This is a genomic window from Neisseria sp. S1 (genome assembly GCF_048060015.1).
GTDB lineage: Bacteria > Pseudomonadota > Gammaproteobacteria > Burkholderiales > Neisseriaceae > Neisseria > Neisseria arctica.
Map to the genome: position 1 here is coordinate 28,190 of NZ_JBLUPI010000005.1, position 13,740 is coordinate 41,929.

At 45.4% G+C, this 13,740-nt stretch carries 12 protein-coding genes and 1 tRNA gene; all 13 read left to right on the forward strand.

What is annotated here, in order from left to right; translation table 11 throughout:
- The first annotated feature begins 13 nt into the window (after nucleotides 1–13).
- Nucleotides 14–1,468: an efflux transporter outer membrane subunit gene (locus tag ACEPPX_RS04915; RefSeq protein WP_416623169.1), complete on the forward strand. Its 1,455-nt coding sequence runs from the start codon at nucleotides 14–16 to the stop codon at nucleotides 1,466–1,468.
- Nucleotides 1,469–1,903: 435 nt separating this feature from the next.
- Nucleotides 1,904–2,281, forward strand: coding sequence for a succinate dehydrogenase, cytochrome b556 subunit (gene sdhC, locus ACEPPX_RS04920; RefSeq protein WP_047760542.1), 378 nt, complete (start codon nucleotides 1,904–1,906; stop codon nucleotides 2,279–2,281).
- Nucleotides 2,275–2,622: a succinate dehydrogenase, hydrophobic membrane anchor protein gene (gene sdhD / locus ACEPPX_RS04925; RefSeq protein ID WP_047760541.1), complete on the forward strand. Its 348-nt coding sequence runs from the start codon at nucleotides 2,275–2,277 to the stop codon at nucleotides 2,620–2,622. Before sdhC ends, sdhD begins: the two co-directional genes overlap by 7 nt.
- Nucleotides 2,619–4,382, forward strand: a complete 1,764-nt coding sequence (gene sdhA / locus ACEPPX_RS04930; protein ID WP_047760540.1) for a succinate dehydrogenase flavoprotein subunit — start codon at nucleotides 2,619–2,621, stop codon at nucleotides 4,380–4,382. The genes sdhD and sdhA overlap by 4 nt, the downstream gene beginning before the upstream one ends.
- Nucleotides 4,383–4,394: 12 nt before the next feature.
- Complete coding sequence (locus ACEPPX_RS04935; protein ID WP_047760539.1) at nucleotides 4,395–5,102, forward strand: succinate dehydrogenase iron-sulfur subunit; 708 nt, start codon at nucleotides 4,395–4,397, stop codon at nucleotides 5,100–5,102.
- A gap of 4 nt (nucleotides 5,103–5,106) precedes the next feature.
- Nucleotides 5,107–5,355, forward strand: coding sequence for a succinate dehydrogenase assembly factor 2 (locus ACEPPX_RS04940; protein ID WP_047760538.1), 249 nt, complete (start codon nucleotides 5,107–5,109; stop codon nucleotides 5,353–5,355).
- 82 nt (nucleotides 5,356–5,437) lie between these two features.
- On the forward strand, nucleotides 5,438–6,721 hold the full coding sequence (gene gltA, locus ACEPPX_RS04945; RefSeq protein ID WP_416623170.1) for a citrate synthase: 1,284 nt from the start codon (nucleotides 5,438–5,440) through the stop codon (nucleotides 6,719–6,721).
- 214 nt (nucleotides 6,722–6,935) lie between these two features.
- Complete coding sequence (locus ACEPPX_RS04950) at nucleotides 6,936–9,761, forward strand: 2-oxoglutarate dehydrogenase E1 component (protein WP_416623171.1); 2,826 nt, start codon at nucleotides 6,936–6,938, stop codon at nucleotides 9,759–9,761.
- Between the two features lie 55 nt (nucleotides 9,762–9,816).
- The gene (gene odhB, locus ACEPPX_RS04955) at nucleotides 9,817–11,019 is read left to right on the forward strand and encodes a 2-oxoglutarate dehydrogenase complex dihydrolipoyllysine-residue succinyltransferase (protein WP_047760631.1); all 1,203 of its coding nucleotides are present in this window, start codon (nucleotides 9,817–9,819) and stop codon (nucleotides 11,017–11,019) included.
- A gap of 80 nt (nucleotides 11,020–11,099) precedes the next feature.
- Nucleotides 11,100–11,363 carry a hypothetical protein gene (locus tag ACEPPX_RS04960; RefSeq protein ID WP_047760536.1) on the forward strand — a complete coding sequence of 88 codons (264 nt, stop codon included), beginning with the start codon at nucleotides 11,100–11,102 and terminating at the stop codon, nucleotides 11,361–11,363.
- Between the two features lie 77 nt (nucleotides 11,364–11,440).
- Entirely contained in the window at nucleotides 11,441–12,871 is a 1,431-nt protein-coding gene (gene lpdA, locus ACEPPX_RS04965) for a dihydrolipoyl dehydrogenase (protein ID WP_416623172.1), read from the forward strand.
- Nucleotides 12,872–13,193: 322 nt separating this feature from the next.
- A complete protein-coding gene (locus tag ACEPPX_RS04970) occupies nucleotides 13,194–13,481 on the forward strand; it encodes a hypothetical protein (RefSeq protein WP_416623261.1) in 288 nt (95 codons plus the stop codon).
- Between the two features lie 155 nt (nucleotides 13,482–13,636).
- Nucleotides 13,637–13,730, forward strand: a tRNA-Ser gene (locus tag ACEPPX_RS04975).
- Nucleotides 13,731–13,740 lie beyond the last annotated feature (10 nt).

A 13,740-nucleotide genomic window follows, 5' to 3' on the forward strand; every position in this document is an offset into this window, starting at 1 on the left:
TGAAAGGAAAAGCATGATGAAAACAAAAGTACCTGTTTGGTCTGTAGGTTTGTTGGCCGTTGTTATGCTGTCCGCTTGCCAAAATACTTCTGTGCCTTTGAAAAGCCAAATTGAAATACCACAGAAATTTGACCACGCGGCAGCTGCCAAGGGGAGTACCGAAATCAAGCAATGGTGGCGTAATTGGCATGACCCAGTATTGACGGCATTGATTGAGCAGGGGCTAACCCAGAATCACGATATGCGTATTGCGCTTAGCCGCTTAAATGAAGCACGTGCGATTAACAAAATGGCAGAAGCCGATATGGGGCCAATGGTGGGCTTGAGCGGTTCGGCAGGTTTGATACGGGGAAATGCGGATAATCCGCTCAATCGCGATACACGCGCTTTGCTTGGCCGTTTTCCGCAAACCTCAAATATGGCTGATGATACGCAAAGCATTCAAGGAAGCAGCCTGACGGGAGGTTTTACAGCTTCTTGGGAGCCTGATATTTTCGGTGCCAAACGCAGTGATGCAGATGCTGCCGGCTATGCTTCTATAGGTGTACAGGAACAGGTGTATGGAGCGCAGATATTGTTGGCCGCCGATATTGCAGATAACTATTTTCAAGCGCGTGCAGCCCAAAAAAGTATGCAGATATCCCAACAGCGAATCACTGTTATGCAGCGTATGCTTCAATATGTGACAGGTCGTTTTCAATCCGGGCAGCAAACACGCTATGAAGTAGGTGATGTTGAAAGCAAGCTCACGGCTTTGCAGGCAAGGCAAGCCACCATCCAAACGGAATATGATACGGCGGTACGTAAAATAGCCGTATTAATCGGGCAAACGCCCCAGCAATTCAATTTGCCCGAATCTTCTATTGACGTATTGGCGATACAACCTGCGGCACCTTCGGGACAGACGCCTCAAGGTATGTTAGGGCGCCGGCCGGATATCCGTGCCCAGGAGGCGCAAGTAAATGCTTATGCAGCCAAACTTGCCAGCGCTAAGGCTGATTTGCTACCCCGTTTTACTATTAATTTTTTAGGGCAGGGTGGAAAAATTTCTGTTGATAGCGATAGTGCGCTTAAGGGTTGGGGGAATTTGTTGAGCGTGGGTATACAAGTGCCGATTTTTACCAACGGACGGCTCAAAGCCAATATCGCTGCCAGCGATGCCCGTTTGCTGGCTGCTCTTTTACAATATGATCAAGCTGTTTTAAGGGCTTTAGGGGAAGTTGATAGCACATATCAAGCCAAATATGCTCTAAGCAGACAAAGCCTGTTGTTGGCTAAAGCCCAGCAGCAGGCAGCCAGACAAGCTGCAGATGCTCAAAAACTGTTTAAATACGGCCATAAAACGTTGGATGAGGCTTTAAAAGCCCGGTTGATGCAATACGAAATGGCTGAAAACCTACTGCATACCCAAGTGACTGGCGCACAAGCCTCTATTAATCTGTATAAAGCCTTAGGCGGAGGATGGTAAAGAAAGTATCAGGATGCCAACTCTAGAACCAAAAGATTTGATTTGAATGAAAAGGGTAATTGGATGTTTCCATCAATGTTAACCCGGCTGGTGTGGCTACTTGCCGGATAATTTGGCGGCTTTATTGAGGAAATATTTTTGCAATGATTATTACGTCAATAATATTTATGAGGCTTTATTTTTAGGCCTTTGGCGGGATTTTCGAGTAAGTGCACCTCTAAATGATTGTTGTCGTTGAATTATGCCGCTATGTAGTGGAATTAAATCTGATTCTATGTAAGCTTGTTGTTAAATTTCATTAAAAAATATGCAAAAAAAGACTGTTCAATAATTGATAAACAATGTAAATTATGCAAACTAAGGTAGTTGTACGAATTAAGTACCTACTGTTTTTGGTTTTGAGATTATTGAGAAAAATATCAAAGAGGAATTGAAATGCAGACGAAGCAACGCCCTGTATTCCTGGAACTCCCCAATATCAGGTTGCCGATTCCGGGAATTGTTTCCATCCTGCACCGTATCAGCGGAGTGATCTTGTTCGTGAGCCTGCCGCTTTTGCTATGTTTTTTAGCCGGTACCTTGAGCAGCGAATCAGCATTTGAAACCTATCAAAATGTTGTGTCTAATCCTTTGGTCAAGCTGGTGTTAATCGGCCTTTTATGGGCATATCTGCATCATTCGATTGCAGGTATCCGCTTTTTGCTGTTGGATGCGCATAAAGGTTTGGAACTTGAGACCGCACGTTTAACCGCCAAAGTGGTATTTGTATCGGCTTTGGTGCTGACAGTTATTTTGGGAGCATGGTTATGGTAGACCGTAAACTGGCCGGTGCCCATTACGGCCTGCGCGATTGGGCGATGCAGCGGATTACAGCAGTCGTTATGTTGGTTTATACAGTTGCATTTGTTATTTTTCTTTTGTCTTTGCCGAGCGGTTATGAGGCTTGGCAGGAATTTTTTGCTCAAACCTGGGTTAAAGTTCTGACCCAAGTTACTTTTATCGCTTTGTTTTTACATGCCTGGGTAGGTATCCGCGATTTGTGGATGGACTACATCAAGCCTTTCGGTTTGCGATTGTTTTTACAATCTGCAACCATTGTTTGGCTGGTGGGCTGCTTGGTGTATTCGGTTAAAGTAATTTGGGGGTTGGTATGAGTTTTCCTGTTCGTAAATTTGATGCAGTTATTGTTGGCGGCGGCGGTGCCGGTTTGCGTGCCGCCCTTCAATTGTCGAAATCTGGCTTGAATACTGCTGTATTGTCAAAAGTATTCCCAACGCGTTCGCATACCGTTGCGGCTCAAGGTGGTATTTCTGCTTCTCTGGGTAATGTCCAAGAAGACCGCTGGGATTGGCATATGTACGACACTGTAAAAGGTTCGGATTGGTTGGGTGACCAAGATGCCATTGAGTTCATGTGCCGCCGTGCTCCAGAAGCAGTTATTGAGCTGGAACATATGGGTATGCCTTTTGACCGCGTCGAAAGCGGCAAAATTTATCAACGTCCTTTCGGCGGTCACACGGCTGAGCGGGGTAAACGTGCGGTAGAGCGTGCATGTGCGGTTGCAGACCGTACCGGTCATGCGATGCTACATACTCTGTATCAGCAAAACGTGCGTGCCAATACACAATTTTTTGTGGAATGGACGGCGCTGGATCTGATTCGTGATGAAAGCGGTGATGTGGTCGGCGTAACGGCGATGGAAATGGAAACGGGAGATGTTTACATTTTCCACGCTAAGGCTGTTTTATTCGCAACCGGCGGTGCGGGCCGTATCTATGCTTCTTCAACCAATGCCTTTATGAATACCGGTGATGGTTTGGGTATTTGTGCCCGTGCCGGTATTCCGTTGGAGGATATGGAGTTTTGGCAATTCCATCCTACCGGCGTTGCCGGTGCCGGTGTGCTGATCACAGAAGGTGTTCGTGGCGAAGGCGGTATCTTGTTGAATTGCAACGGTGAGCGTTTTATGGAACGCTATGCGCCGACAGTAAAAGATTTGGCTTCTCGCGATGTAGTATCACGTGCCATGGCGATGGAAATTTACGAAGGTCGCGGCTGTGGTAAAAACAAAGACCATGTATTGCTGAAAATCGACCATATCGGTGCCGAAAAGATTATGGAAAAACTTCCGGGTATCCGTGAAATTTCCATTCAGTTTGCAGGCATTGATCCAATTAAAGACCCGATTCCGGTTGTGCCGACCACCCATTATATGATGGGCGGTATTCCTACCAACTATCTAGGCGAGGTAGTTGTCCCTAAAGACGGTAATCCGGAAGCTGTAGTCAATGGTTTGTATGCAGCTGGCGAATGCGCTTGCGCTTCAGTTCACGGTGCAAACCGTTTGGGTACCAACTCACTGCTTGACTTGGTAGTATTCGGTAAATCGGCCGGCGACAGTATGATTGAATATATTAACAAGCAAAGCGGTTGGAAAGAGTTGCCGGCGAATGCCGGAGCATTGACAAAAGCCCGTTTGGATCGTTTGAATAATCAAACAGGCGGTGAGAATGTTGATGCGTTGCGCCGCGAATTACAGCGTACTGTTCAGTTGCATGCAGGCGTATTCCGCACAGATGCCATCTTAAAAGAGGGTGTTGATAAAGTATTGGCTTTGGCTGAACGTGTAAAAAATACTGAGATTCAAGATAAGAGCCAAGTTTGGAATACCGCCCGTATCGAAGCCTTGGAATTGGATAACTTGATTGAAGTGGCAAAAGCTACTTTGATTTCGGCGGAAGCGCGTAAAGAGTCACGCGGTGCACATGCTTCGGATGACCATCCAGAGCGTGATGATGAAAATTGGATGAAACATACTTTATTCTACACCGCAGATAACAGTCTCTCTTACAAACCGGTTCATACCAAGCCGCTGACCGTAGATTACATTGAACCGGCCAAACGCGTTTACTAAGGACAACAGCACATGGAAAAAGTACGTTTTAAAGTCTATCGCTATAATCCTGATGTGGATGCAAAGCCATATCTTAAAGATTACGAGATCGAAATCGAGCCTACTGATGTCAAATTGCTTGATGCTTTGGTTAAGTTGAAAGCGCAAGATGATACCTTATCGTTCCGCCGCTCTTGCCGCGAAGGTATTTGTGGTTCAGACGGCATGAATATCAACGGTAAAAACGGTTTAGCATGTTTAACTGATATTCGCAGCCTGAAACAGCCGATTGTATTGCGCCCTCTGCCCGGGTTGCCTGTTATCCGTGATTTGATTGTGGATATGACCCAATTCTTCAAGCAATATCACTCGATTAAGCCTTATGTGGTAAATGATGAGCCTGTAGATGCCAATAAAGAGCGTTTGCAAAGCCAAGAGGACCGGAAAGAGCTGGATGGTTTGTACGAATGTATTTTGTGCGCCTGCTGTTCGACAGCATGTCCGTCATTCTGGTGGAACCCGGACAAGTTTGTAGGTCCTTCAGGCTTATTGAATGCTTACCGTTTTATCGCAGATACCCGCGATACCATTACCAATGAGCGTTTGGATAACCTAAATGACCCATACCGCCTGTTCCGCTGCCACACTATTATGAACTGTGTGGATGTGTGTCCGAAGCACTTGAATCCGACCAGAGCCATCGGTAAGATTAAAGAAATTATGTTGAAACGGGCAATCTGACCATATGGCAAAATTTGACGAAACTGAGAAACGGCGTATACGTTTTCAAACCCGTCGAGGACTGCTCGAGCTGGATATCCTGCTCGGGCGGTTTATGGAAAAAGAATTCCAACACTTGGGTGATGATGAGTTGGCAGTGTTTGTTGAAATTTTAGATTTGCCGGATCAAGAGTTTTTAGCCTTGGTGAATCGGAAAGAAACAACGGACCAACTGCATTTTATCCCGCTTTTGGAAAAGATCAGGAAGGCTTGAGGATTCTGTTCCAACAGGCCGTCTGAAACACACTATGCAGTTTTCTGCATTGTATTCAAATAAGAAAATAGGAGTTAAAGAGATGTCTAAAACCATCAAGTTGCAAGTTGAAGGCCAAGAAGCATTTGAGCTGCCGGTTTTGGAAGGTACCTTAGGCAACGATGTTGTCGATATCCGTACTTTTACCAAAGAAACAGGCATGTTTACTTTCGACCCGGGTTTTGTTTCTACAGGCAGCTGCGAATCGAAAATCACGTTTATTGATGGCGAAAAAGGCCAGCTCTATTACCGCGGTTACCCGATTGAGCAACTTGCGGAAAATAGTGACTATCTCGAAACCTGCTATCTGCTGATTTTCGGCGAATTGCCGACAGCCGAACAAAAAGCCCAATTCGAGCATACCGTAAGCCGCCACACTATGGTACATGAGCAGTTGACTTGGTTCTTCCGCGGTTTCCGTCGTGATGCACATCCGATGGCTATGATGGTAGGTGTGGTGGGTGCATTGGCTGCATTCTATCAAGATAGCTTGGATATCAATAATGCGGATCACCGTCGTATTGCAGAGTTCCGTTTGATTTCGAAAATCCCGACAATCGCTGCAATGTGTTACCGTTATTCAAACGGTTTACCGTTCAACTACCCACGCAATGATTTGTCTTATACCGCAAACTTCATGCACATGATGTTTGCAACACCATGCGAAGAGTATCAACCTAATCCGGTATTGGTGCGTGCACTTGACCGTATCTTTATTTTGCATGCTGATCACGAGCAAAATGCTTCTACTTCTACCGTGCGCTTGGCCGGCTCTTCTGGTGCTAATCCGTTTGCATGTATTGCTGCCGGTATTGCGAGCTTGTGGGGTCCCGCACACGGTGGTGCTAATGAAGCCGTGTTGAAGATGCTGGATGAAATTGGTGATGTATCGCGTGTTCCTGAATTTATGGAAGGCGTGAAAGAGCGTAAATACCGCTTGATGGGCTTCGGTCACCGCGTTTACCGCAATATGGATCCTCGCGCTAACATTATGCGTGAAACTTGTTACGAAGTGCTGAAAGAACTCGGCTTGGAAAATGATCCGAAGTTCAAATTAGCGATGGAGTTGGAGCAAATTGCTCTGAACGATCCTTATTTCGTTGAACGCAAACTGTATCCCAATGTGGATTTCTACTCAGGTATCGTATTGTCTGCATTGGGTATCCCGGTTTCTATGTTTACCGTTATCTTCGCCTTAGCGCGTACAGTAGGTTGGATTTCGCATTGGCATGAAATGATTGCCGATCCGGGTCATAAAATTAGCCGTCCGCGCCAGCTTTACACCGGTGCAGCCCGCCGTGATTATGTTCCGGTAGATAAACGTTAAACTGCAAATCCGAATACAAATTAAAAATAGTTAGTTCAGAAGCCGTCTGAACCTGTTTCAGACGGCTTTAACTATAAAATTGAAGTTATGTAAAAGTGCGGACAGAAGCTGCCATACCCGAATACGGAGAGTAGAATAAGCATATTTTCAAATATAAATGTTTGAAAATAGGCCTATTCTACTCTTTATTTTTGACCAACAAAGGGCTTTAGCCATGATGGACGACAAACAGAGTTTTTCTTATTTATTTGGATCAAACGCACCTTATATTGAAGAGCTTTACGAAAATTACCTCAACAATCCAGACTCAGTAGATGAGCATTGGAAACAATATTTCGGGCAATTGCAAACTCAACCGGGCGCGGTTGAGCGTGATGTTGCCCACCGTCCGATTCAGGAATCTTTTATTAATTTAGCCAAGCGTCCGCCTGTTGCGGCAGGAGTGGATCCTGCTTTATTGCAAAAACAGGTATCGGTTTTACGCTTGATTTCGGCATACCGTATCCAAGGCTCGGGAGCAGCTGATTTGGATCCGTTAAAACGGGTATCCCAAAGTAATGTGGATGCATTGGATCCAAAATATCACGGCTTAAGTGATGCCGATATGGCTGTACAGTTTAACATTGGCCAAGGCGATTTCTGCGGCAGTGAAAAATTGCCTTTGTCTGACATTATCAGCAAATTAAAACAAACGTATTGCGGTAATATCGGTGTCGAATACATGCACATTTCAGATGCTAATGAACGCCGTTGGATTCGCAAACAATTCGAAACAACTCTTTCTACACCGCAATATAGTGCAGATGAAAAACGCCGTATTCTGAAGCAGCTAACTGCCGCAGAAACACTTGAGCGTTACCTGCATACCAAATATGTAGGACAAAAACGTTTCTCCGTAGAAGGAGGCGAAAGTGCTATTGTCGGTTTGAATTATCTCATTCACAACGCAGGCAAAGACGGTGTGGAAGAAGTGATTATCGGCATGGCGCACCGTGGCCGTCTGAATGTATTGGTGAATACTTTAGGCAAACTTCCGCGCGATCTGTTTGCCGAATTTGAAGGCCGTGCAGAGGCGCTTTTGCCTAGCGGCGACGTTAAGTACCATATGGGTTTCAGTTCGGATATCGCTACGGCGAACGGTCCGATGCATGTTACTTTGGCCTTTAACCCTTCGCATTTGGAAATCGTCAATCCTGTAGTTGAAGGTTCGACCCGTGCCAAGCAGCGCCGCCGCGGAGAAGAGGGCCACAAACAGGTATTACCTGTTCTGATTCACGGTGACTCTGCATTTATCGGCTTAGGTGTTAACCAGGCGACCTTTAACCTTTCCAAAACCCGCGGATATATGACGGGCGGTACAATCCATTTGGTGATTAACAACCAAATCGGCTTTACTACTTCCGATACCCGTGATGTGCGTTCGACAACGCACTGTACCGATATTGCCAAAATGGTTGAGGCGCCGATTTTCCATGTCAATGCGGATAATCCTGAAGCAGTATGTTACGTAATGCAAATTGCTATGGATTACCGTCGTACCTTCAATAAAGACGTGGTTATCGATTTGGTTTGCTACCGCAAACTCGGCCACAACGAAGGTGATGATCCGTACCTGACTCAGCCTATGATGTACAAAAAGGTGGCCCAACACCCGGGCACTCGTGCGTTGTACGCAGAAAAACTGGTAGCGGAAGGTGTAATCAAAGCCGAAGATGCCGAAGAATATATCCAAGAATACCGTAATGCTTTAGACAAAGGCGAGCATGTAGAGCAAACCCGCCTGTCTGATTATGAAAGCAAACATCGTGTTGATTGGTCGAAGTACAACGGTAAAGATTGGCGCGAAGAAGTGGATAGCAGCTTGTCTGCCGCAGATATCAAACGTTTGGCAGATAAATTTACCGAAGTACCGGAAGATTTGGCTTTGCACAATACGGTGAAAAAAGTATTGGAAAGCCGTAAGGCTATGGCTGCCGGCGAACAGTCGATTGATTGGGGCATGGCGGAAACATTAGCATATGCCGGCTTGGTAACGAACGGTATCGGTGTGCGTATTTCCGGTGAGGATTCCGGTCGCGGTACTTTCTCCCACCGTCACGCAGTATTGCATGACCAAAATCGTGAAAAACGCGATGCCGGAATATATGTTCCTTTAGCTCATATGGCAGAAGGACAAGCCGACTTTGTCGTTATCGATTCAATTTTGAATGAAGAAGCCGTAATGGCTTATGAGTATGGTTATGCCTGCTCAGCACCTGATAAATTGGTGATTTGGGAAGCTCAGTTTGGCGACTTTGCCAACGGCGCCCAAGTTGTAATCGACCAGTTTATTTCTTCCGGCGAAACCAAATGGGGACGTTTGTGCGGTTTGACAACTATTTTGCCACATGGTTATGACGGCCAGGGACCTGAGCACTCTTCGGCACGTTTGGAGCGTTGGTTACAACTTTGTTCTGAGCACAACATGCAGATTGTTATGCCGTCTGAAGCTTCGCAAATGTTCCATATCCTACGCCGCCAGGCTTTACGAACTTATCGTAAACCATTGGTTATTTTTATGTCGAAACGTTTGTTGCGCTTTAAAGATTCAATGAGCCCGCTGGAAAACTTTACGGAAAACTCTACCTTCCGTCCGGTGATCGGCGATGCGGTTGAACGTAAGGATAACGGCAGCGTAAAACGTGTTGTGATGTGTTCGGGTCAGGTTTACTATGATTTGGCTAAAGCTTGTGCCGAGCGTAGCCTTACCGATGATATCGCTATTGTACGTATTGAACAGCTGTATCCGTTCCCGTATGCAGAAGCTCAAGCCGAATTGGAGAAATATCCGAACGCAACCCAAATCGTATGGGCGCAAGAAGAGCCGAAAAACCAAGGCGCGTGGTATCAGACCCGCCATCGCTTGGAGCGTTTATGCAAAGAAGGACAGCAAGTTTCTTTTGCTGGACGTCCAAGCAGCGCCTCTCCTGCAGTAGGTTACATGAGTAAGCACATTGCCCAACTGAAGCAGTTGGTAGATGATGCATTGGAATTGAACTAACGACTATAAGGCCGTCTGAATGTTCAGACGGCTGCATACCAAACTGGAGAACAAAATGATTGTTGAAGTAAAAGTACCTGTATTATCAGAAAGCGTTTCAGAAGGTACGCTGATGAGCTGGCATAAAAAAGTCGGTGAATATGTTGAGCGTGATGAAATCCTGATTGATGTAGAAACCGATAAAGTTGTACTTGAAGTGCCTTCTCCCCAAGCAGGTGTATTGGTAGAAATCATTGCGCAAGATGGCGAAACAGTTGTTGCAGAGCAATTATTGGCTAAAATCGATACCGAAGCCGCTAAAACAGAAGCAAAACCCGCTACTGAAGCTCCCGCTCAAGCTCAAACCGAAACAGCTGAAACCGCACCTGTATCTTCCAATGCTCAAGCCGGTGTGGCCATGCCGGCTGCTGCCAAACTAGCTGCCGAGAAAGGTGTTGATATTGCCGGCGTACAAGGTTCAGGTCGCGACGGGCGAGTGTTAAAAGAAGATGTGCAAAATGCACAAGCTGCTCCTAAAGCGACAGCGGCAGCACCTTCGGCTTCTGTACCGGCCGGTGCACGCCCGGAGCAGCGTGTGCCGATGAGCCGCTTGCGCGCCCGTGTCGCGGAGCGTTTGTTGGCTTCACAACAAGAAAATGCAATTCTGACTACCTTCAATGAAGTTAACATGAAGCCGGTTATGGATTTGCGTAGCAAATATAAAGAACAATTCGAAAAAGAGCACGGCGTGAAGCTGGGCTTTATGTCGTTCTTTGTTAAAGCAGCTGTAGCGGCATTGAAGAAATACCCGGTCGTTAATGCCTCTGTTGACGGCAATGATATTGTTTATCACGGTTACTTTGATATTGGTATCGCCATTGGCAGCCCGCGCGGTTTAGTTGTGCCGATTTTACGCGATGCAGATCAAATGAGCATTGCTGATATCGAGAAAGCCATTGTAGATTATGCAGTTAAAGCAAAAGACGGCAAGATTTCTTTGGATGATCTGACCGGTGGTACTTTCAGTATTACAAACGGAGGTACTTTCGGCTCAATGATGTCTACGCCGATTATCAATCCACCCCAATCAGCGATTTTAGGTATGCATGCGACTAAAGAGCGTGCCGTCGTTGAAAATGGCCAAGTCGTTGTCCGCCCGATGATGTATTTGGCACTTTCTTACGATCATCGCATTATTGACGGTCGTGAAGCCGTATTGACCCTGGTAGCTATTAAAGATGCTCTGGAAGATCCGGCCCGCTTACTGTTGGATCTGTAATTTGTTTTCAGACGGCCTTTGTAGTTTTATAAGGCCGTCTGAAAAACAATTGGATCCGGCCTAAATTTAAAGGGAACGGCATGAGATATGCTGCATTGACATTTGTTTTACTGTTGGGCGCTTGCGCAAGTTGGCAGGGAAAAGAATATGCTGTTGGCGCTTATACTGCTAGCGGACAACCTGTAAACAAACATTTTAAAATCAACAGTAATAAAGCCGGTATTGAAGTGGCTCGGGATTCATTGTGTAAGGTATATCCGAATGCAATCATCCGTGTCTACAACAATATTACCCGGCAAGAGGTAGTTGAATACAGCCCGTATTCATGCCGTACCCGACGTTAATAGCTCAGGCCGTCTGAAAAACGAACTAAAATCGTTTTTGAATAAGTGCCTGAATCAAATTATGCAAAGGATTTTTGATGTCTCAATTTGATGTAGTAGTGATTGGTGCCGGCCCCGGCGGTTATATTGCCGCTATCCGCGCAGCACAACTTGGTTTTAAAACTGCGTGTATCGATGCAGGAGTAAACAAAGCTGGAGATGCTCCTGCTTTGGGTGGTACTTGTCTGAATGTAGGTTGTATTCCGTCGAAAGCATTGCTGCAATCATCAGAGCACTTTCATGCTGCCCAACATGATTTTGCAGAACACGGCATCAGTGTTGACGGATTGAAATTCGATGCCGCGAAGATGGTCGAACGCAAAGACGCTATCGTTACCAAACTGACAGGCGGTGTGAAATTCCTTTTCCAAAAAAACAAAGTAACCAGTTTGTTCGGCAAAGGCAGCTTCAAGGGCAAAAACGGTGATTTATGGCAAATTGAAGTTGACAACAACGGTGAAAAAAGCGTGGTTGAGGCCAAACAAGTGATTGTCGCTACCGGTTCCGTGCCACGCCCTCTGCCTTTGATTGATATTGATAACGTTAATGTGTTGGATAACGAAGGTGCATTGAACCTGACGGAAGTGCCGAAAAAATTAGGCGTAATCGGCTCGGGTGTTATCGGTTTGGAAATGGGTTCGGTGTGGAAGCGTGTCGGCGCTGAAGTAACTATTCTTGAAGCTATGCCTACATTTTTGGCAGCGGCTGATCAGCAAATTGCCAAAGAAGCCCTTAAAGTCTTTACCAAAGAACAGGGCTTAGACATTAAATTGGGCGTGAAGCTTAATGAAATTAAAAATGTTGAAGGCGGTGTGTCGGTAAGTTATGAAGCGGCAGGCGAACAAAAAACCGAAACATTTGATAAATTAATCATTTCTATTGGCCGTATTCCGAATACTGAAGGTTTGAATGCCGAGGCTGTCGGTTTGGAAAAAGACGAGCGTGGATTTATTAAAGTAGACGGAGAGTGTCGCACCAACCTGCCTAATGTATGGGCAATTGGCGACGTAGTACGCGGTCCGATGCTTGCACATAAAGCCAGTGATGAAGGCGTTGCTGTTGCCGAGCGTATCGCCGGACAAAAACCGCATCTTGATTTTAATACCATTCCTTTCGTTATCTACACTGATCCGGAAATCGCATGGGTGGGTAAAACTGAGGAACAGTTAAAAGCTGAAGGTGTTGAATATAAAAAAGGTACGTCAAACTTTGGTGCTAATGGCCGAGCATTAGCCTTAGGAAAAGCCAAGGGCCTGATTAAAGTTTTGGCAGATGCCAAAACCGATCGCGTACTGGGTATCCATATGATCGGCCCGGTTGTGAGCGAATTGGTAGCAGAGGGTGTGATGAGTATGGAATTCTCTGCCAGCAGCGAAGATATTGCCCGCATTGTACATGCGCACCCGACTTTATCCGAAGTGATGCACGAGGCTGCATTAGCTGTAGATAAACGTGCTTTACATGGATAAGCAATATTAATTTTAACTAGCCGTAATTTGGAAACAGGCCGTCTGAATTATCAGCCGGCCTGTTTTATATGTTATATAATGCTGTAAAGCTATTGTTATCTAAAAAATAATTGGAATTGTGTATGGGGTTGCGGTTGTGAAAGTAGAATGGGGGAGCAGGCCATCTGAAAAACATTAAATTTATTTTTGATGAATATCCTGCGAAGTATTATCCGTATTAATACCCGTAAGCCGCTACTGTTTGTTAGATTTTATTATCAGAAAATCAATAGGGTACTGATTATTTATAGCTGTTTCTTATTCAAAACTTGGTAATTTCATGATTAGTAAAGAAGCACTTGGGATTTTATTTTTGCCGGCGGGCATACTGAGTATGTGTATGGCGGCTTTATGGCAGATGTATGTTGTAGTAACTGAAAGTTACCCGCTCAATCGTTATAAAGAGTGGCGGTTGGTTGGTGTTGTAACCGCTTTATTTTTTAGTTTCAGTATCGCCATTTATTGGTTTTGCCCGAATGCCCGTAGAAAAGGCATTATTTTTGCGCTATTGGGTGTGGGTGGCTTATTGATGTATATCTTGGCAAAAATGTGGCTGCCGTGGAAAGAGTAATATTTTATATGCCTTAGCAAGTTTGTTAAATCTGTAGAAATAGAATTTCAATGTAATTCAGATGATTAGTATGAATAACTTTGATTTTTTGTGATAATGGTACTTTCAATGCTTGACACATATTTTCTTGTTCGGTATAGTTCTCATCTCTCGACGGAGAATTGGCTGAGAGGCTGAAGGCACACCCCTGCTAAGGGTGCATGTGGGCTGAAACCTGCATCGAGGGTTCGAATCCCTCATTCTCCGCCAGTATTATTGC

Excerpts from the sequence above, each read along its gene's own strand:
- ACEPPX_RS04915 (WP_416623169.1), top strand. The coding sequence starts at position 14 with ATGATGAAAACAAAAGTACCTGTTTGGTCTGTAGGTTTGTTGGCCGTT.
- sdhC (WP_047760542.1), top strand. The coding sequence starts at position 1,904 with ATGCAGACGAAGCAACGCCCTGTATTCCTGGAACTCCCCAATATCAGG.
- lpdA (WP_416623172.1), top strand. The coding sequence starts at position 11,441 with ATGTCTCAATTTGATGTAGTAGTGATTGGTGCCGGCCCCGGCGGTTAT.
- ACEPPX_RS04940 (WP_047760538.1), top strand. The coding sequence starts at position 5,107 with ATGGCAAAATTTGACGAAACTGAGAAACGGCGTATACGTTTTCAAACC.
- gltA (WP_416623170.1), top strand. The coding sequence starts at position 5,438 with ATGTCTAAAACCATCAAGTTGCAAGTTGAAGGCCAAGAAGCATTTGAG.
- sdhD (WP_047760541.1), top strand. The coding sequence starts at position 2,275 with ATGGTAGACCGTAAACTGGCCGGTGCCCATTACGGCCTGCGCGATTGG.
- ACEPPX_RS04935 (WP_047760539.1), top strand. The coding sequence starts at position 4,395 with ATGGAAAAAGTACGTTTTAAAGTCTATCGCTATAATCCTGATGTGGAT.
- odhB (WP_047760631.1), top strand. The coding sequence starts at position 9,817 with ATGATTGTTGAAGTAAAAGTACCTGTATTATCAGAAAGCGTTTCAGAA.
- sdhA (WP_047760540.1), top strand. The coding sequence starts at position 2,619 with ATGAGTTTTCCTGTTCGTAAATTTGATGCAGTTATTGTTGGCGGCGGC.
- ACEPPX_RS04950 (WP_416623171.1), top strand. The coding sequence starts at position 6,936 with ATGATGGACGACAAACAGAGTTTTTCTTATTTATTTGGATCAAACGCA.
- ACEPPX_RS04960 (WP_047760536.1), top strand. The coding sequence starts at position 11,100 with ATGAGATATGCTGCATTGACATTTGTTTTACTGTTGGGCGCTTGCGCA.